This window comes from Martinezella calliandrae, assembly GCF_030272695.1.
Lineage (GTDB): Bacteria > Pseudomonadota > Alphaproteobacteria > Rhizobiales > Rhizobiaceae > Rhizobium > Rhizobium calliandrae.
On sequence record NZ_JARFYN010000050.1, the window covers coordinates 22939 to 40351 of the forward strand.

Below are 17413 nucleotides of genomic sequence, written 5' to 3' on the forward strand. Positions count from 1 at the left end.
GTTTCAGAATGCGCTCGCCAGACCTTCTGAGCTCAGGTGAGCGCCAGCCTTGCGCAGCCCCTCCTCCATGGAAGCGACCAATGTCTGCTGGTAGCGCCTGTCCGCGATCAGGTTGCGAAAGTTGGATTCGAAATCAGGATTCCGGCTGCGGAGCTGCACTAGTCGTTCTGCCGCCGCATCCGACCCGAGCTGGCCGAGCGACGCGGCTCGAAGCGCCCTGACAACGAAATCGCTGCAGTTGACCTGCTCGGCAATAAGTGAGGCTTCCGACCAATTCCCTCTTCGATAGGCGTCCAATGCAAGTACAAGCAGGGCATCGTGCGGAACGACGTCCACCGACTTTGCTGAGGCTTCCGCCATCCCGGCCGCCGCCTGCCAGTAACCGGCTGCGAACAGAACCATCGCGAGCTTGGCGGTGGCGTCGGGATTGTTGGGGTTGAGGGCCAAGGCACGGTTTCCGGCGCTTATCGCCGTCTGGATGCGTCCCGCGGCGAACTGCGCCATCATCAGGGCGATCTGCGCACGGTCCGAGGCCGGTGCAAGCGACACGGCGCGATTGGCGAGCATGAGCGAGCGAGTGACGGTCTCTTCCGGGACCACGCCCTCCACTTTCGCCAGGAGCACGCGCGACAGCGTTGCGGCAGCATCGGCATTGGACGGCTCTGCCGCCACCATCTGTTCGAGACAGCCGGACGTTCCAACGACGTCGTAGGGGCCACCGTCGTCGAGTTCGTATTCCGCTCTCAAAATGCAGGCATTTCCAAGCGCCCCGATCGCATTGTGGCGGATCTCGATGCTATTGATCACACCGCGGCTCGTGGCGAACCGTCGCGACAATTCCGCGACCAGCTCGCCGCTGACCGCCTGCGGGCTCTTCCCATCTCCGTCGACCTTTTCAAGCCCGGCTTTCAGGAGGTCGCCGGATCCGGAGTCGACGATTTGCCACCAGACGCTTCGGTCGCCATTATCGCCGTAATACTTCATGTCTATCCGGTAGGACCGCCCAGGCTGAACACGCAACGGGGGAGATGCCGATCCCGTGGCGCGGTCCTGCGATGTCACCGTCAAAGTCTGGAACTGGGTCAGCGCCGTGATCAGCATGTCATGCGTTAGGATCGCCTCCGCTTCCAGCCGGCGATCGGGCGCTGTGATGATGACCGAGACCGCCGGCCTCGTGGTAAACACCGGACGGGTATAGAGCCATCCAGCGATCGCGGCCGACAGAGCCGCGCAAAGCATCGCAGCCGATGACAGCGCAGTGATCCATTTCTTGGGTTGCGTGACCCGGCCCACTTGGGATGTCACCGTATTCACCGGCGTCGCGCAATATGCCTGCTCCGATTCCTGCTCGCCGCTTTCCACAACCTCCCCGCTCTGCGCAGGCTCATCCGCCGCCGTCTTCGAGAACACGACCACGTACTTTCCCTTTGGCAGGTCGATCGAAACGCAATCTGGTTGTCGGAAAGCTTCGTAATAATTGGCAACCGCAGACCGTAGGCGGCTGACTTCGATGCGCACGATAGGGTCGAGGGAAGGTTCAAAGCTGCTTGATCTGCCAAGCACGTCTATTGCGATCGAGTAGGCCTTGACGCCATCGTCATGTCCGCCAAAATGCCGCTCGGCGAGATAGCGCAATATGGCGCGCTGGCGCTCCGTTGCATGGAACCTGATGTCGGAAAGAAGCCGCTCGACTTCAGCGCGCGCCTCGCCCTCCGTGACTTCGCAGTCCCTTGTGCCATGTTCCTCAGCGTGCATTCGAGCCCCCGCTACGCTTGGTCCAAGTCCATGAGAACAGACGAATATATTGCGCAGATGAGGAATGGTTGCAAGGTAATACGCCAACAAAACCGAAACGTGATCTTTTTCGGGCGTTCCTGCCTATACCGTCGGGTCGGGGCTGTGCCCGCGGCAATATTCGATCACTTCGTTTTCGACCTCGCTGCAGATCGTCTCATATTCGCGGATCATTTGAGGGGCGGCGCCGTCCGGCTCCCTGAGCAGGCGCTCGAGGGTCACGCTTGCGTCCTCATAGGCTTCGAAGAGGTCCTGGAGCGCGGAAGACTTGGCGCCAAGAATTTGGAGGCGTCCGCGCATCGCCGGCAGCCTCAACATGAGCCTCCAAAGTCCCCGCCGGGCGACGCCCTCCTGCAGGTTCGTGCTGCCCATAGACCGCTCTGCCTCCCATCCGAGTTCAAGCAACACATCCTATGCAGTTTCGCGATTTCCGTAAGTACGTTACTGTAAACGCCCGTGTCGTGCCGGATCGGCCGAATGTTACGCACGCATTTACCGTTGCGTACTCGCGTCACGGAAGTATTCATGATCTCGTTTCCGCCAGAAACAGCGGAGAGGGGGACGGAACATGAGATGGGTGGCAGCGGTCCTTTTCGTTCTTCTTTGCTCGACAACGGTGCATGCGCAGACCGCACCCGCCGCTCAACCGAAAATCGATGATCTGGTGCGCCTCCTACAGGATCCGGATGTCAGGGCATGGCTGGAAAGCCAAAAGCCAAAGAGCGTAACAACGTCCGCGTCCCCGTCCGCGTCCGCCGCGCCGGCCTCGGATCTGGAGGACTGGGACAACCAGACGCGTAGCCGCATTCATACCGTCATATCGGCGATCCCGCGTATACCCACTGAAATTGCCGCCGCATCCGCCCGAACCAGGGCGGATGCCATATCCCACGGTTACGCGCCGGTGATGGCCATCTTCGCGGTTCTGGTCGCAATCGGTGCCGCGGCGGAGCAGCTATTCCTGCGGATCCGCGCTGTCCGGTTTGCCAAGGCGCCCGGCGCCTTCGCTGCCGCCGGAGCCAAACTCCTTCCGGTGGTTGTCTTTGCTTTTGTCATCGGGGTGATTTTCTTTGCCTTCGATTGGCCCCCGCAGGCACGCATCACGCTGCTCGCCTACCTGATCGCCTTCGTCGCCTATCGCTTTCTAGCCGTACTTGCGGTGTTCTGCGTCGACAGCGATCGACTGCTCCGACGTGTGCGTCTTTTCATGGGCATTCTCATACTCGAGCTCGCCACCAGGAGCCTAGGCGCGCCGCTGGGCGTCGATCCCACCGTTACGATCGCCATCTCCTACTGCGTTTCCATAGTGCTCCTGCTGATAGCGGTGGAAGCCATTTGGCGGACATCCGCCAAATCTCGCGTCGTCAAAGGCGCCCTCAGCCTCTTTGCCGTCGCCATCTGGGTGCTGTGGTGTCTTAACCTCAAAGGTCTGGTTTGGATTGGAATCTATGCACTCACTTTGCCCGGCATCTTGAAAGCCGTCGGGCGATCGATCGAAGGGGCGCTTTCATCTGAAGACGGCTCCCGAAAGAACCGCGTTCGAACCATTTTCCTCGTCCGCGGCAGTCGTGCGGTCGTCATCGCAATGGCAGTGGGATGGCTGGCGGTTGTCTGGCAGTTCAATCCTGACTCTTTTGCGCATCAGAACCCCACAATAACTGCCATCCTCTACGGCCTTCTGAAGAGCGTCGTCGTTCTCCTGGTCGCCGATCTCATTTGGCATATCACCAGGGCCTTCATAGACGATAAGCTCCAGACATTTTCCGCCGACCCCTCGGCTCATGGCGGCGAAGCTGCGAGCCAGCATCGTATTGCCACTCTCCTGCCGATCTTCAAAAATGCGCTTGCGGTTTTCGTGCTAGCGGCAACGGTACTGACGGTCCTTGCCCAATTGGGAGTTCAGATCGGACCGCTGATTGCCGGAGCGGGTATATTCGGCGTGGCCCTGGGTTTTGGATCACAGACGCTGGTCAAGGACGTCATAAGTGGCATCTTCTACATGTTGGACGACGCTTTCCGGGTCGGCGAATACATTCAGAGCGGTAGCTATAAAGGTACTGTCGAATCCTTCAGCCTGCGTTCGGTCAGATTGCGTCATCATCGCGGCCCGATCTTCACTGTCCCCTTCGGCTCTCTCGGCGCTGTCCAGAACATGAGCAGAGACTGGGTCATCGACAAGTTCATGCTCCGTGTCCCCTTCAACACGGATGTCGCCAAAGTAAAGAAGCTGGTGAAGGGGGTCGGCGCCGAATTGCTGGAGGACGAGGAACTCGGACCATTCATCATTGAGACGGTGAAGATGAAGGGGGTCGAACAGATCGGCGATTTCGGGATCGAGCTGAGCTTCGCATTCACCACGGTTCCCGGACAGCAGTCCATGATCCGCCGCCGCGCCTACACGATGATCCGCGACATATTCATGCAAAACGGTATCGAATTCGCGCAGCCGACCGTTCAGGTCGGTGGCGAAGAGAAGGCCGCTGCCGCTGCTGCGGCCTCAGCCACTGTCACCGCGGCCAAGGCCGAGCAGGCGAAGGCCGCCGCCTCGGAGGGCTGACATGGCGACCGGCGACACCGGCCCGGTTCTCGTTCCGGCGCCCCCTCCGACGCGGCTAGCGGTCGCGTCCAGTCCATCCTACTCACAGCTCGAGCCGATCTTTAAGTGGTTGCTGCTTCTCTAGCCTATGGAGGTCGCCATGTGGTTCCCCATTCTCGCCCGCCTGCCCTTTGCAATAGCTGGCGTTATTGCCGGCTGGTTCGTCGCCGAAGGCACGTTGCGCTACGACGTCGTGCAGCTCGGCATCGCGCTTGTGATGCTGGCGAGCTTTATCGCTGCGACGATCTACGGACCGACGGTGTGGCGGTGGTTCGGGAGCCGGCGCGGACCGGACCATCGTCCGTAGGTCTCGGTATGGGTCGCCGTAAGGGTCGAGGTGCCGGTCCGAACGGAAATCAAGGAGGCTGCGGGCGTCCGAATTTGATGGAGTGCCTCGGGCGACACGGTGCGCTCTCAGATTCAGGCGGGAGCCCGCCACTAGAAATATCGCGCTCACGGACAGAGAAATACTCAAATCGGTCCTGAAAAATTAGAGAAACTCCACTAATTACAGTAACCTCTCCCGTACCTAATGAATTAATCAAGCCTAGCCAAATATTTCTCTATTAAAATATTTGCTGAAACGGTAACATAATCATGCGTTAAGAAGCCCCCTAGCAATATAACGCACAATGGAGCCGATGCTCCCTGCCCTCCGTCTCACCCCGGACGGAGGGCAATTTTATGATGGCTGGAGATTGCAGATGCTGCCGAACGGCATGCAAAATCCGCCCGCCAGCGTCCAGCGTGTGCCAATGAGCTCAGTCAGCTTTCCATTAGGGCCGAGTCCACTTCCGTCAGCATATCTCACCCGCCTGTTGGCGATACCCGCTCGTAGCAATTCCAAAGACGGACTGGGCCACGCTATCCAATTAGGATATCCTTATATACACGGGAGATTCCAGCGGGGGCGAATCATGGCTATCTTCATGGATCGGCACGATCTTGCGGGAACCACGGCGGCCGACGTTGCCGAAGCACATCGCAAGGACCTCGACATTCAAGATCGCTACGGAGTGAAATTCCTTACATATTGGTTCGATCAGCGACGCGGAACTGCATTTTGTCTCATGGACGCGCCCGACATGGAAACGGCGCAATGCGTGCACCGCGAGGCGCATGGCTTCGTCGCTGGCGAAGTTGTCGAGGTTTCGTTGTCGGCTGTCGAGGCGTTTCTTGGCCGAATTCACGACCCCGAGACGCTGCCCGGGCAATCCTCGGCCGAAATGGATGCTGGCCACAGGGCGATCCTTTTCACCGACATTGTCGGCTCGACGGAAATGACATCGCGCCTCGGCGACCGCATGGCCATTGAGCTCGTCAGAGCACATGACGCCGTAGTGCGCAGATGCCTCAGCCAAGCTTCGGGCCGCGAGGTGAAGCACACTGGCGACGGCATAATGGCGACGTTTACCTCGATCACCGCTGCCGTCGATTGCGCCATCGCGATCCAGAAGGAGTTCGAGCGTTACAACCAAGGCAATCCCGAGCCCATTCATATACGCATCGGACTGGATTGCGGCGAGCCGGTCGAAGATAGCAACGACCTATTTGGCTCAACCGTTCAACTTGCAGCGCGCCTGTGCGCCGCGGCCTCTACCGATCAGGTCCTTGTATCAGAGAGTATTTTTCGGGAATACGGCGCTGCCGATCTCTTCACACGTGCGACCCGTCGGCGCCTGAAGGGTTTTGCGAAGCCCGTCCTGATCTTCCAATGTGACTGGACCAAAGCGGGAGCACAACAATCGAGTTCGCACACCGCATAATCATATGGTCGTGCCCATGGAGGCACGGATCTCCCGGATGGGGCGTCGCGTCATCGTTTGAGAAAGTTGTGATGGCAGCCGGCCGCTCTGGCATCGAGCCGGTTCGGTGCTGTATAGACCCTCCCGCCGAGGCCAAATTTGCGCCGGCATCCAAGGAGAAGAACGATGGACGACCTTTTTCCCGCGACCTCGATGCCGGACCGGAATTGGTGGGCCGCACTTTGGCCTCGACCGACGGACGTCCTTGAGCAGCTTGGCATCCGGCCTGGCATGACCGTGCTCGATCTCTGCTGTGGCGATGGCTATTTCACCGCGCCGCTCGCCAAGCTCGTCGATGGCCGCATCTATGCCCTCGATCTTGATCTTTCGATGATCGAACGGGCAAAAGTCGAGGTTGCGCGCCTCGCAGCGACTGTCCGCCAATGGATCAACGCCGATGCGCGCGAGATCGCATCGCTGCTTGACGAACCGATCGACTACGTGCTGATGGCCAACACCTTTCATGGAGTTCCCGACCAGCCTGGCCTCGCGCGGGCGGTTTGGCATGTTTTGCGGCCCGGTGGATTGTTCGCGATCGTCAACTGGCATCCCCTGCCCAGGGAAGAGACCGTCGTACTCGGCAAGCCTCGCGGGCCGAGGACGGATATGCGCATGTCGCACGACGCCGTAAGCAAGGTGGTCGAACCTGTAGGATTTCGGACTGTCCGTGTCGAGGAACTACCGCCCTATCATTACGGCGTCATACTGGAGCGCATGGGGTGAAACACGTCTGCCCCAAGATCGCCCTCTCTCAGTTGCTCAGCCGCAGCGACGCAGGCACCAGATCGTATTGCTCGCGCATGGCGTCGGCTGACTGACGAACGATTTCAGAAATCTCGAGGAACTGTTTGGCCAAGGGGCTTGTCCTGCGCCAGATCATGCCAATTGTTCGCGAGGGCTGGGGGGTGTTGAAGCGAGCGACAGACACCGACGCCGAGCGCGTTTCCACCGATACGGCCATTTCTGGAATCAACGTGACGCCAATACCGGCGCTGACCATCTGGACCAAAGTAGACAAAGAGCTGCCGTCCAAGAGCTCGCGCGGCAACATCGAACGCATGTTGCAAAAAGACAAAGCTTGATCGCGAAAACAATGTCCTTCTTCCAAAAGAAGCAGCCTCATCTCGCGGAGTGCTTCGCGATTGGGTACCGGCTTGCCCTCGTCCTCGCTCGGCCGGACCAACACGAAATTTTCTGAAAACAGCGCAACCTCTGTCAGCGAGGGCTCCGACACCGGCAACGCAACAATGGCCGCGTCAAGCCGGCCGTCTGCCAGCTCCTGCACTAGCTTGGAGGTCAGCGTCTCCCGTATGTGGATGTCGAGCCCATCATGCATGCGGGTGAGATCGCCGATGATCTGAGGCAGAAAATAGGGTGCGATCGTCGGGATGACGCCTAATCGCAGCCGCCCCACGAGCCGATCCTGCGAGGCACGCGCCAGATCTCCAAGTTCATCGACGGAGCGCAGGATGTCGCGCACGCGCAGTGCAAAGGCTTCTCCGAAACTGGTTAGCCGCACTTGGCGCGTGCCTCTTTCGAAGAGCTCCGTGCCCAGCGATTCTTCCAATTCCTTGATCTGCATCGACAAAGCGGGTTGAGAGATCGAACAGACATCCGCCGCGCGTCCGAAGTGACCATGCCGTGCTAAAGCCTCGAAATAGCGAAGCTGCTTGAGTGTCAAATTTGCCATAACCCCACCTTATCGCCGCGATCAGTAAATCCAACTTAAATTAATGAAGCAGCTTGGGTATGATACATTGGCTGAAATGAGGTCTTGTCACATTTGGTCCATACAATGGCCGCCGGCAATGTGCCGCTCATTGACGCCCACACTATCCGGAACGCCGGCACCCCAGGCTGCTTCAGGACAGCCAGCATCGACGAAGGCCCGAAACAACGAGGATATTCCATGTATCTGGCATTTCGTCATCGCGCTGGCCATGAAACCGGTCGTTTTCCAGAGGATACGCAATGACGTTCCTGTGGACGGCTCAATTCAAGTAACTACGAGGGAGAGAAATATGGATACGAAAGCCGAAACTGCCGGCAAATGTCCGGTCGCGCACACACATACGGCCCACGGCGGGAGATCGAATCGGGACTGGTGGCCAAACCAGTTGAACCTCAAGATCCTCCATCAGAACTCCTCCCTGTCCAGTCCGATGGGCAAGGCCTTCAATTATGCCGAGGAGTTCAAGAAGCTCGACCTGAACGCCCTCAAGCAGGACCTTCATGCGTTGATGACGGATTCGCAGGATTGGTGGCCGGCCGACTTCGGCCATTACGGTCCGCTTTTCATCCGCATGGCATGGCATAGCGCCGGCACCTACCGCACCGGCGATGGCCGCGGTGGCGCAGGAGCCGGTCAGCAGCGTTTTGCACCACTCAACAGTTGGCCGGATAACGTCAATCTCGACAAGGCGCGCCGGCTGCTCTGGCCGATCAAGCAGAAATACGGCAACAGAATTTCCTGGGCCGACCTGATGATCCTTACCGGTAACGTCGCTCTGGAATCCATGGGCTTCAAGACCTTCGGCTTTGCCGGCGGCCGCCCGGATGTGTGGGAACCGGAAGAAGACGTCTATTGGGGTGCCGAAGATACCTGGCTTGCCGACAAGCGTTATTCTGGTGAACGAGACCTCGAAAATCCCCTCGCCGCCGTGCAGATGGGTCTGATCTACGTCAACCCGGAAGGCCCGAACGGCAATCCTGATCCGCTTGCTGCCGCGATCGACATCCGTGAGACCTTCGCGCGCATGGCGATGAACGACGAAGAGACCGTGGCTCTCATTGCCGGCGGCCATACATTCGGCAAGACCCACGGCGCAGGCGACGCTGCCCATGTCGGTGTTGAACCCGAGGGCGCCGGCATCGAAGAGCAGGGCCTCGGCTGGAAAAGCAGCTTTGGCACCGGCAAAGGCGGCGACACGATCGGCAGCGGCCTGGAAGTCACCTGGACGACGACGCCGACCAAGTGGAGCAATAACTTCTTCTGGAACCTGTTCGGCTACGAATGGGAACTGACGAAGAGCCCGGCGGGCGCCCATCAGTGGACGCCGAAACATGGTGCCGGCGCCGGCACCGTGCCAGATGCACACGACAAGTCGAAGCGTCATGCGCCGTCCATGCTGACCACGGACCTCGCCTTGCGCTTTGACCCCGCCTACGAAAAGATCTCCCGGCGCTTCTTCGAAAATCCGGATCAGTTCGCGGATGCCTTTGCTCGGGCTTGGTTCAAGCTCACTCACCGCGACATGGGCCCGCGCGCGCGTTATCTCGGCCCGGAGGTTCCGGCAGAGGAACTGATCTGGCAGGATCCCCTTCCTGCCGTTGACCACCCGCTGATCGACGCCCATGACATCGCCGATCTCAAGGACAAGATCCTCGCATCGGGACTGCCCGTCTCCTTGCTGGTCTCGACCGCCTGGGCCTCGGCCGCAACCTTCCGCGGTTCCGACAAGCGCGGGGGGGCCAACGGCGCGCGCATCCGTCTTGCTCCGCAAAAGGATTGGGAGGTCAACCAGCCGGCTCAGCTTGCGAGTGTGCTCGAGACGCTTGAGGGCATCCGCAAGGCGTTCAACAACGCCCAGTCCGGCGGCAAGAAGGTGTCGCTGGCAGATCTGATCGTGCTCGCTGGCTCGGCTGCGGTCGAAAAGGCGGCCAAGAACGCCGGCCACGATATCGCGGTTCCGTTCGCGCCCGGCCGCACCGACGCGACGCAGGAACAGACCGATGTGGACTCCTTTGCCGTTCTGGAACCGATCGCCGACGGGTTCCGCAACTACCAGAAGGGCGAATATTCCATTTCGCCCGAAGAGTTGCTGATCGACAAAGCACAGCTTCTGACGCTGACGGCGCCGGAAATGACGGTCCTGGTCGGTGGCATGCGCGCCTTGAACGCCAATGTCGGACAGTCCCAGCACGGCGTTTTCACTAAGCGCCCCGAAACGCTTACCAACGACTTCTTCGTCAAACTGCTCGACATGGGAACGGTGTGGAAAGCCTCTTCGGACTCCAAGTACGTGTTCGAAGGACGCGACCGCAACACGGATGACGCCAAGTGGACAGCCACTCGCGTCGATCTCGTCTTCGGTTCGAACTCGCAGCTGCGGGCACTTGCCGAAGTCTACGGTCAGAGCGACTCGCAAGAGAAGTTCGTGCATGACTTCGTAGCGGCCTGGACCAAGGTGATGAACGCGGATCGCTTCGATCTCGTCTGATCCACATAGACAAAATACTCGGGCGCGGCTGGGCTCCAGCCGCGCCCGATTGTTATGTCAGAAAAGATTGTCAGCCCCTCAGCTGGCCGGCGTTGCCTGGACCGTGCCTGCGGCGAGTGCGTCCTGGAGCCTTTTCTCCTGTTCGGGCGACAGCGACGAGCGCAGGATGCGGGCATGCTCGCCCCTGAACTCCTCGAGCACCTTTTCCGGCTGGACCTTGCGCACCAAGAGGAAAAGCGCGGAGCTGTTGGCCGGGATAGTCTCCGCCAGCCGCTTGATCAGATCGTCGTTGATACCGTAGTCGGTGATCGATCCAGCGAGCGCTCCAGAGCCGGCTCCGAAGGCACCGCCAAGCACCATCCCGGCCAGCGGATTGAGAAATAATAAGCCCACCAGCGCCCCCCACAAGGCACCGGAAAGACCACCACGCGTCGCGCCCGCAGCGGCCAAGTTCACGCTCTGCTTGAGGCGAACCTTGCCTGCGCCGTCGCGTACGGCGACCACCGCATCCTCGAGGTCGATGAGGTATTCTTTTTCGAGCTGTGACAGTCTGTTGAGGATCGTATCGGCCTTGTTTGCGTCATCGAAGCCGAGCACTACAAGTTCTGACATGGAAATTCCTCCGTGTTGAGATCGCGATCTGAACCTTGCGCTGCAAACCGGTTCGTCCCAGGTTCGTCCCAGGTTCGTCGATGAAACGACCTGCAGCTACACCTGCTTCCTGCTGTTACCACAAGCATGTGAGAGGTCGATGAAATTGCCCGACCTGAAGAAATAACACTACACCTGCGGATGCTACACCCCTCGCCGTTACACCTCCAGATGTTTCATCGCATTGTTGGGTTGCCCTAGGAGAGATAGCAGCGCTATTCTTTCGGCAAGTACAGCCGCGGTAACCTTGGTGTCGAAAAATCGTGTCGCCGATGTCTTTTCGCTTCATAAGAGTGGTCGCTAATGCACACCCGCGACTTGGCCGGTTGGGATGGCCGCTGCTCCTTATCCAGACGGCGGCTGGCAGCTTCCCGGCTCAACCCTTGTGCCGCCAACAAAGGCCTTGCTCGTCAGATGCGGGCATGGATGATGACAGACCAACCGTTCGGAGATCGGCATGCCCAAAGGATCGGAACTTCTTGTCGCCGCATTGGAAAATGAAGGCGTCGAACGTATATTTGGCATTCCCGGAGAAGAAAACCTCGACGTCGTCGAGGCGATCCGGACGTCCTCGATCGAGCTTGTGCTGACCAGGCACGAGCAGGCTGCCGCCTTTATGGCCGCGACGTACGGCCGACTGACCGGAAAGCCTGGTGTGTGCATTTCGACCCTCGGCCCGGGCGCGCTCAATCTTTCGACAGGTGCAGCCTACGCTCTCTTGGGAGCAATGCCGATGATCATGATCACCGGGCAAAAGGGCGTTTTATCTTCACGCCAGGCGCGCTTCCAGGTCGTCGACGTTGTCGCCAGCATGAAGCCGCTGACCAAGCTTTCCCGCCAGATCGTTTCACTGTCAATCATACCGACGCTGGTACGCGAAGCGTTCAGGATTGCGCAGGAGGAACGGCCAGGCCCCGTCCATCTCGAGCTGCCAGAGGATATCGCCGCCGAGGAAAGCTCTGCGGTGCCAATGGTGCCGTCTCATCCCGTAGAACTGCCCGTTGCCAACGCTGAGGCGTTGGATAGGGCGGCCGAATTGATCCGGCATGCGAAACGGCCGCTCATCATGCTCGGCGCTGCCGCCTCCCGGCCGCGTTCGACATCGGATCTGGCCAATTTCGTCATCAGGACCGGGATCCCTTATTTCACCACACAAATGGGCAAGGGCACGGTCCCCGGCGGCACCGAACTCTATATTGGCACGGCAGCGCTCTCTGAACGCGACTACGTCCACGAAGCGATCGAGCGGGCGGATCTCATTGTGACGATCGGCCACGACACCATCGAAAAACCACCGTTCATCATGGGAAAAACCGGCCCCCGGGTCGTCCATGTTGGATATCAGCCGGCGACGGTCGAGCAGGTCTATTTCCCGCAGACAGAGGTCATCGGCGATATTGGTCCCTCGCTGAAGCTGCTTGCCGACAGGCTTGAAGGACAGCTTCCAGACGCGAAAGCTCTTCTGCCGCTGCGCGCAGGGATCTTAGCAAGGGTCGCCGCGCGCGCGGAGGAAGACCGTTTCACACCGCAGCGGATCGTCCATGATGTGCGCACCGTCATACCGCCCGACGGCATCGTCGCACTCGACAACGGCATGTATAAAATCTGGTTTGCCCGCAACTACAGGACGCAAGTGGCCAATACGCTGCTGCTCGACAATGCGCTCGCCACCATGGGTGCGGGCCTTCCGTCCGCAATGACCGCCTCACTCCTCTATCCTCATCGCCGGGTGCTGGCGGTCTGTGGGGATGGAGGCTTCATGATGAACAGCCAAGAACTCGAGACGGCCGTTCGCTTGAAGCTCAACCTTGTCATTCTGGTGCTGGAAGACAAGGCATACGGGATGATCCGCTGGAAGCAGGCCGTCGACGAGTTCCCTGATTACGGCATGACTTTCGGCAACCCCGACTTCGTAACCTATGCCGAAGCCTATGGGGCCAAGGGCCATCGCGTGGAACGCATCGACCACTTCGCTCCGACACTGGAGCAGGCATTCCAAGAAGGCGGGGTCCATCTCGTCGTGGTCCCAGTCGATTATTCCGAGAACAAGCGCGTCCTCGTTGACGAGCTTAGCAAGAGACTTCCCGTTTTGCCGGAGCAGACAGCATGAGCACTTTGACAGTATTCCAAGCATTCGACCGTTCGCCCGTGCGCGAGATACCGATGGACGATGGGCCGGCGCTAGCGACCAAGATTGCGGCCGCCGCCGCCGCGTTCAAGGATCGGGATGGCTGGCTCAAGACATATGAGCGTGTCGCCATCCTCCGGAAGGTCGCCGACCTTCTAAACACGCGGGCAGAAACCTTCGCCAAGCAGATCGCGCTCGAAGGAGGCAAACCCTATCCGGATGCAGCCGTCGAGGTTGCCAGAGCTGCCGACGGTCTGCGCAACGCCGCCGACGAGCTCAGGAACTTCGCCGGCAAGGAGATCCCGATGGGCCTGACGCCTGCAAGCGAAGGCAGATGGGCTTTTACGACGAAAGAGCCCATCGGCGTCGTGGCCGCTATTTCCGCATTCAACCATCCCCTGAATTTGATCGTCCATCAACTCGCTCCCGCCATAGCGGTCGGATGCCCTGTCATCATCAAACCGGCGGCTGCAACACCCTTGAGCTGCCTCGCTCTCGTCGCGCTATTTCGCGAGGCCGGACTGGAAGAACGCTGGTGCCAGACCCTCATCACCGACGACAACCTGTTGGCGGAGACACTAGCGACCGATCCGCGTGTGAGGTTCCTCAGTTTTATCGGATCGGCGAAAGTCGGATGGTATCTCCGGAGCAAGCTTCCTCCCGGCACGCGATGTGCATTGGAACACGGAGGGGCAGCTCCGGTGTTGATCCATGGCAGTGCGGATATCGGGACGATCATCGAGCCGATCACGAAGGGTGCGTACTATCACGCCGGCCAGGTGTGCGTTTCCACCCAACGCATTTTTGTCGACCGTGCGCGTTTCGATGACTTTGTCGACCTCCTCTCGGCGCGTGTGGCCACACTTCGGGTTGGCGATCCGCTGCTTGCCCATACCGAAGTCGGACCGCTGATCCATCCGCGTGAAGCCAATAGGGTCACCGAATGGATCGACGAGGCGATTTTTGCCGGGGCGGCCAGGATCGGCGGCGGACATCTCTCGGATACGACGCTGAAGCCGTCCATCCTGCTGAACCCGCCGCCCGAGGCGAAAGTCTCGCAGCTCGAGGTGTTCGGGCCGGTGGTCTGCGTCTATGCCTACGACGACTTCGGTGCCGCCATCGACACGGCGAACGGCGTGAGATGGTCCTTCCAGGCAAGCGTTTTTGCTCAGGATATTGGACCTGCCCTGACGGCCGCGCAAAGATTGGAAGCCTCCGCCGTTATGATCAACGACCATACGGCGTTCAGGACAGACTGGATGCCATTCGCCGGCCGCAAAGAGTCGGGGTATGGCGTGGGAGGTATTCCCTGGACCATGAAGGATATGTCCGAGGAAAAGATGATCGTTCTGAGGCGATAAATGCGCGGGGCGCGCGCGCGCTTGGCAACGATCCTCTGTGGCCGTGTTCAGTGCAATACCAAGCAGCAAGGTGCGCGCGGGCAAACCGTCACAAATCTCCGCGCCGGATGACGAATTGCACGCGTTCTCCGGCATACCGGGTCTCATGATAGACTATTGGATGTCCCTCCAGGTCAACGTCGACGCTCTCCACGAACGGGACCGGTAACGCCTCCGACTGCCTCAGATGCTTAACGTCCTCCGGCGAAGGCATCCTGGCGATACAACGCGTCACGTCGCGTTCGTAGTCGAACACACCGTAATACGCCGACGAGCCCGCCTTTGAGCAATTCATTCAGGAAGTGAGGCGGTTCGTTACCGAAACGGCGGAGCCGTAGGTTAGCGTCCCTTGACCTATCGGCTGCGCTCTTTCAACGATTGGATCGACATTTTCAACGACTGCTCCCACGCTCGTTCTCACGCGCGCAAAATAGCATGCCGACTGCATTATTGACGCCACAGGGAGGCACGACGATGAGGATTCACACTGTAACCGGCGGTGCGGGATTGCGACTGCACGTTCGAGAGTGGGGAAAAGAAGGCGCGGCAACGATCTTCTTCATCCACGGCTGGTCGCAGAACCATCTGTGCTGGAAAAACCAATATGAAAGTGCGCTCGGGGATAATTTTCGCCTGGTTGCAATGGACCTGCGTGGTCACGGCATGTCGGACGCCCCGCTTGACGCAGCGCATTATACTGAACGGCAGCTCTGGGCGGACGATATCGCCGCCGTCATAGATCAACTCAACCTTGCAAGTCCGGTTCTCGTGGGCTGGTCCTACGCCGGCTATATCATCTGCGACTATCTCCGCGCCCATGGATCTGGCCGTCTTGCGGGCATCACCTTCGTTGGCGCGGCGACCACCATGAACAAGGCAGCGCTCGGCACCCTGATTGGCCCGGGCTTTCTCGACCATGTCCGTGGTGCCACAAGCGATGACTTGCCGAGCAACATCGAAGCAATCCGCAATTTCATGCGCGCCTGCACTTATTCAAAGCTGCCTTCCGAGCTGTTCGAGACGGCAATTTGCTGGAACATGGCCGTACCGGCGAAGATCCGGGCCGCTCTGCTTGCCCGCGAGATCGATTCCGACGATGTGCTGGCCGAACTCGCAATACCTGTCCTCATGACCCAAGGCCAGGAGGATACGGTAATCCTGCCGGCAATGGGGCGACACATTCTGACATGCTGCCCCAAGGCGACGGCATCCTGGTATTCGGCAACAGGACATGCACCTTTTCTGGAGAACCCCAGTAGGTTCAACGAGGAGCTAAATCAGTTTGCTCGTGACGCCGTCTCTCTGTGCTCGGACGCCTAATGCCTTAAAAGAATAGCGCCGCAGGCTCGGGCCTTCTTGCAACATTTCTTTGCAAATCACCCCTGAGCCGCCATTTTTTGGCGAACAGCCCGCCGTATTTGAGGCGCATCAATGCCATCCGTGAGATGTAACGCCCTAGGGAGCGCTGGATGGAGACGAGGCGGATTGAATGGAGAAATGCTCGAGAAGGCTCCTATTTGCATGCGGTGTTAGCACTGTCTGCTTGCGCCGCCGTCGTTGGGCTGTTTTATGCGGCGACACCAATCGAGAGCCTCGGCCCCGTTGCTTTCGACAATAGCAAACTCGACGGGCCGCCTGCTATCAACAGCTTGCAGGCAGCTATCGATACAAGTCCGGCCACGCCGTTACTGGCGATCGCGAATGTGGCTGTCCCAATTCCGGCGGAAAGATCGACGAGCCCGGCGAAGCTCGCCATAGCCCGGATCCACGTGCAAAAGGCGAAGGCGCCCCTTCCCGCTTCGCCAGATGTGCGCCGGTTCGACGAGTGCCTGCCACAATGCGAGACCCGGGATCCCATGATCGCCGGATACCCTGTCGGCAACGGCTATGCCGAAAGTCGGCGATTACAGGCGAGCGACAATCGCAAGGACGAACCCGGCTTCTCACCATTGAAAGATGCGACCTATGTTGTCGCTCGGGTGGCGGACGCTTCCGGGGCAGCCCTCAAGGGCGGACGCAAGATGCTGGATCACGTCATTCCCACCGATTGGTGAGGTTAAGACCCATGTCCAGGCGGGCTGACATCAACGGATCGCGAGGAAATTCACAATCATACGAGAGCCCCGCCGCTGGCGCTCATCATGACAAGCCTCCAAACGATATCTCACTGTTTTACCTGCCTGCAGACAGCAAAGCTGTCGCGCCCACTCGCAACAAAATCGAACAATCCGAAAAAGCCGCGAGACGCGCAACGGCTATTCTTCTTTTTTATACTGGAGAATTGTCATGGTCTCGGACCTAACGAAGGGTGCCCAAAAGCGCATTTTGATATTTTTGCCGAAGGGCGCCGCTCATGTCATCGCGACGAAATTGGCCGAGAACGGGTATGAAGCGACAGTGGCGTTGTCGGTGCCGGAAGTATTCGATGCGCTGCGTTCGGATCGATACGGTCTTGCGGTAACCACACGGCCCGACATTGATATCGTCCGTAATATGCGCTCCATCCCGGTGGTGAATCTCGAGGTGTTTTTTCACGCTGTTCCGTCCGAGAGCGGGCTGGTCACCTCATCGAAGCAATTTGACGACACCGGTTTCCTGCAACGGATCAAGGCGCTCATCGAACCAAGGCCCGGCAGGACCGAACCTACCCAGCCTGAAACGGCGCCAATTGCGGCGACCGGTGCCAGCGCCGAATGGCCCTTTCGATGGCTGGCATCCGTAAGATCTCTAATTATTAGCTATCTCGCGACAAACCCAAAGAGCTGAGACATGGTTGCTCGTAGCTCAGTTCGAGGCGAATTCGGCTCGACGCGCGATCG

General features: G+C 59.3%; 15 protein-coding genes. 10 read left to right on the forward strand and 5 right to left on the reverse strand.

Annotated elements, in window-relative coordinates:
• Nucleotides 1-3: 3 nt before the first annotated feature.
• Both PY650_RS28005 and PY650_RS28010 read right to left on the reverse strand, forming a co-directional pair.
• Nucleotides 4-1755: a tetratricopeptide repeat protein gene (locus PY650_RS28005; protein WP_285882941.1), complete on the reverse strand. Its 1752-nt coding sequence runs from the start codon at nt 1753-1755 to the stop codon at nt 4-6.
• Between the two features lie 123 nt (nt 1756-1878).
• Nucleotides 1879-2166, reverse strand: a complete 288-nt coding sequence (locus PY650_RS28010; RefSeq protein ID WP_285882942.1) for a hypothetical protein — start codon at nt 2164-2166, stop codon at nt 1879-1881.
• 196 nt (nt 2167-2362) lie between these two features.
• Here PY650_RS28010 and PY650_RS28015 point away from each other — a divergent pair, with 196 nt between their 5' ends.
• The 4 genes from PY650_RS28015 to PY650_RS28030 all read left to right on the forward strand — a co-directional run bounded on the left by PY650_RS28015 (nt 2363) and on the right by PY650_RS28030 (nt 6918).
• A complete protein-coding gene (locus PY650_RS28015; RefSeq protein WP_285882943.1) occupies nt 2363-4351 on the forward strand; it encodes a mechanosensitive ion channel family protein in 1989 nt (662 codons plus the stop codon).
• Nucleotides 4352-4490: 139 nt separating this feature from the next.
• Nucleotides 4491-4697, forward strand: coding sequence for a hypothetical protein (locus PY650_RS28020; protein WP_285882944.1), 207 nt, complete (start codon nt 4491-4493; stop codon nt 4695-4697).
• 610 nt (nt 4698-5307) lie between these two features.
• The gene (locus tag PY650_RS28025) at nt 5308-6156 is read left to right on the forward strand and encodes a nickel-binding protein (RefSeq protein WP_285882945.1); all 849 of its coding nucleotides are present in this window, start codon (nt 5308-5310) and stop codon (nt 6154-6156) included.
• A gap of 165 nt (nt 6157-6321) precedes the next feature.
• A complete protein-coding gene (locus PY650_RS28030) occupies nt 6322-6918 on the forward strand; it encodes a class I SAM-dependent methyltransferase (protein WP_285882947.1) in 597 nt (198 codons plus the stop codon).
• Nucleotides 6919-6946: 28 nt separating this feature from the next.
• On the opposite strand, the gene PY650_RS28035 is transcribed toward PY650_RS28030, so the two are convergent.
• The gene (locus PY650_RS28035; RefSeq protein WP_285882948.1) at nt 6947-7885 is read right to left on the reverse strand and encodes a hydrogen peroxide-inducible genes activator; all 939 of its coding nucleotides are present in this window, start codon (nt 7883-7885) and stop codon (nt 6947-6949) included.
• Nucleotides 7886-8216: 331 nt separating this feature from the next.
• Here PY650_RS28035 and katG point away from each other — a divergent pair, with 331 nt between their 5' ends.
• The gene (katG, locus tag PY650_RS28040; RefSeq protein WP_285882949.1) at nt 8217-10415 is read left to right on the forward strand and encodes a catalase/peroxidase HPI; all 2199 of its coding nucleotides are present in this window, start codon (nt 8217-8219) and stop codon (nt 10413-10415) included.
• 78 nt (nt 10416-10493) lie between these two features.
• Here the strand turns inward: katG and PY650_RS28045 are convergent, their stop codons facing one another.
• Entirely contained in the window at nt 10494-11027 is a 534-nt protein-coding gene (locus PY650_RS28045; RefSeq protein ID WP_285882950.1) for a DUF1269 domain-containing protein, read from the reverse strand.
• Nucleotides 11028-11523: 496 nt separating this feature from the next.
• On the opposite strand from PY650_RS28045, the gene PY650_RS28050 reads away from it, so the two are divergent.
• Both PY650_RS28050 and PY650_RS28055 read left to right on the forward strand, forming a co-directional pair.
• Nucleotides 11524-13176 (forward strand): acetolactate synthase large subunit, encoded by a 1653-nt coding sequence (locus tag PY650_RS28050; RefSeq protein ID WP_285882951.1) that lies wholly within the window; start codon nt 11524-11526, stop codon nt 13174-13176.
• A complete protein-coding gene (locus tag PY650_RS28055; protein WP_285882952.1) occupies nt 13173-14555 on the forward strand; it encodes an aldehyde dehydrogenase family protein in 1383 nt (460 codons plus the stop codon). The genes PY650_RS28050 and PY650_RS28055 overlap by 4 nt, the downstream gene beginning before the upstream one ends.
• A gap of 88 nt (nt 14556-14643) precedes the next feature.
• On the opposite strand, the gene PY650_RS37485 is transcribed toward PY650_RS28055, so the two are convergent.
• The gene (locus tag PY650_RS37485) at nt 14644-14889 is read right to left on the reverse strand and encodes a UTRA domain-containing protein (RefSeq protein ID WP_432761594.1); all 246 of its coding nucleotides are present in this window, start codon (nt 14887-14889) and stop codon (nt 14644-14646) included.
• A gap of 179 nt (nt 14890-15068) precedes the next feature.
• On the opposite strand from PY650_RS37485, the gene PY650_RS28060 reads away from it, so the two are divergent.
• The 3 genes from PY650_RS28060 (at nt 15069) to PY650_RS28070 (ending at nt 17360) form a co-directional block, all read left to right on the forward strand.
• The gene (locus tag PY650_RS28060) at nt 15069-15914 is read left to right on the forward strand and encodes an alpha/beta fold hydrolase (protein ID WP_285882953.1); all 846 of its coding nucleotides are present in this window, start codon (nt 15069-15071) and stop codon (nt 15912-15914) included.
• 197 nt (nt 15915-16111) lie between these two features.
• Complete coding sequence (locus PY650_RS28065) at nt 16112-16648, forward strand: hypothetical protein (protein ID WP_285882954.1); 537 nt, start codon at nt 16112-16114, stop codon at nt 16646-16648.
• A gap of 232 nt (nt 16649-16880) precedes the next feature.
• Nucleotides 16881-17360 (forward strand): hypothetical protein, encoded by a 480-nt coding sequence (locus tag PY650_RS28070; protein ID WP_285882955.1) that lies wholly within the window; start codon nt 16881-16883, stop codon nt 17358-17360.
• Nucleotides 17361-17413 lie beyond the last annotated feature (53 nt).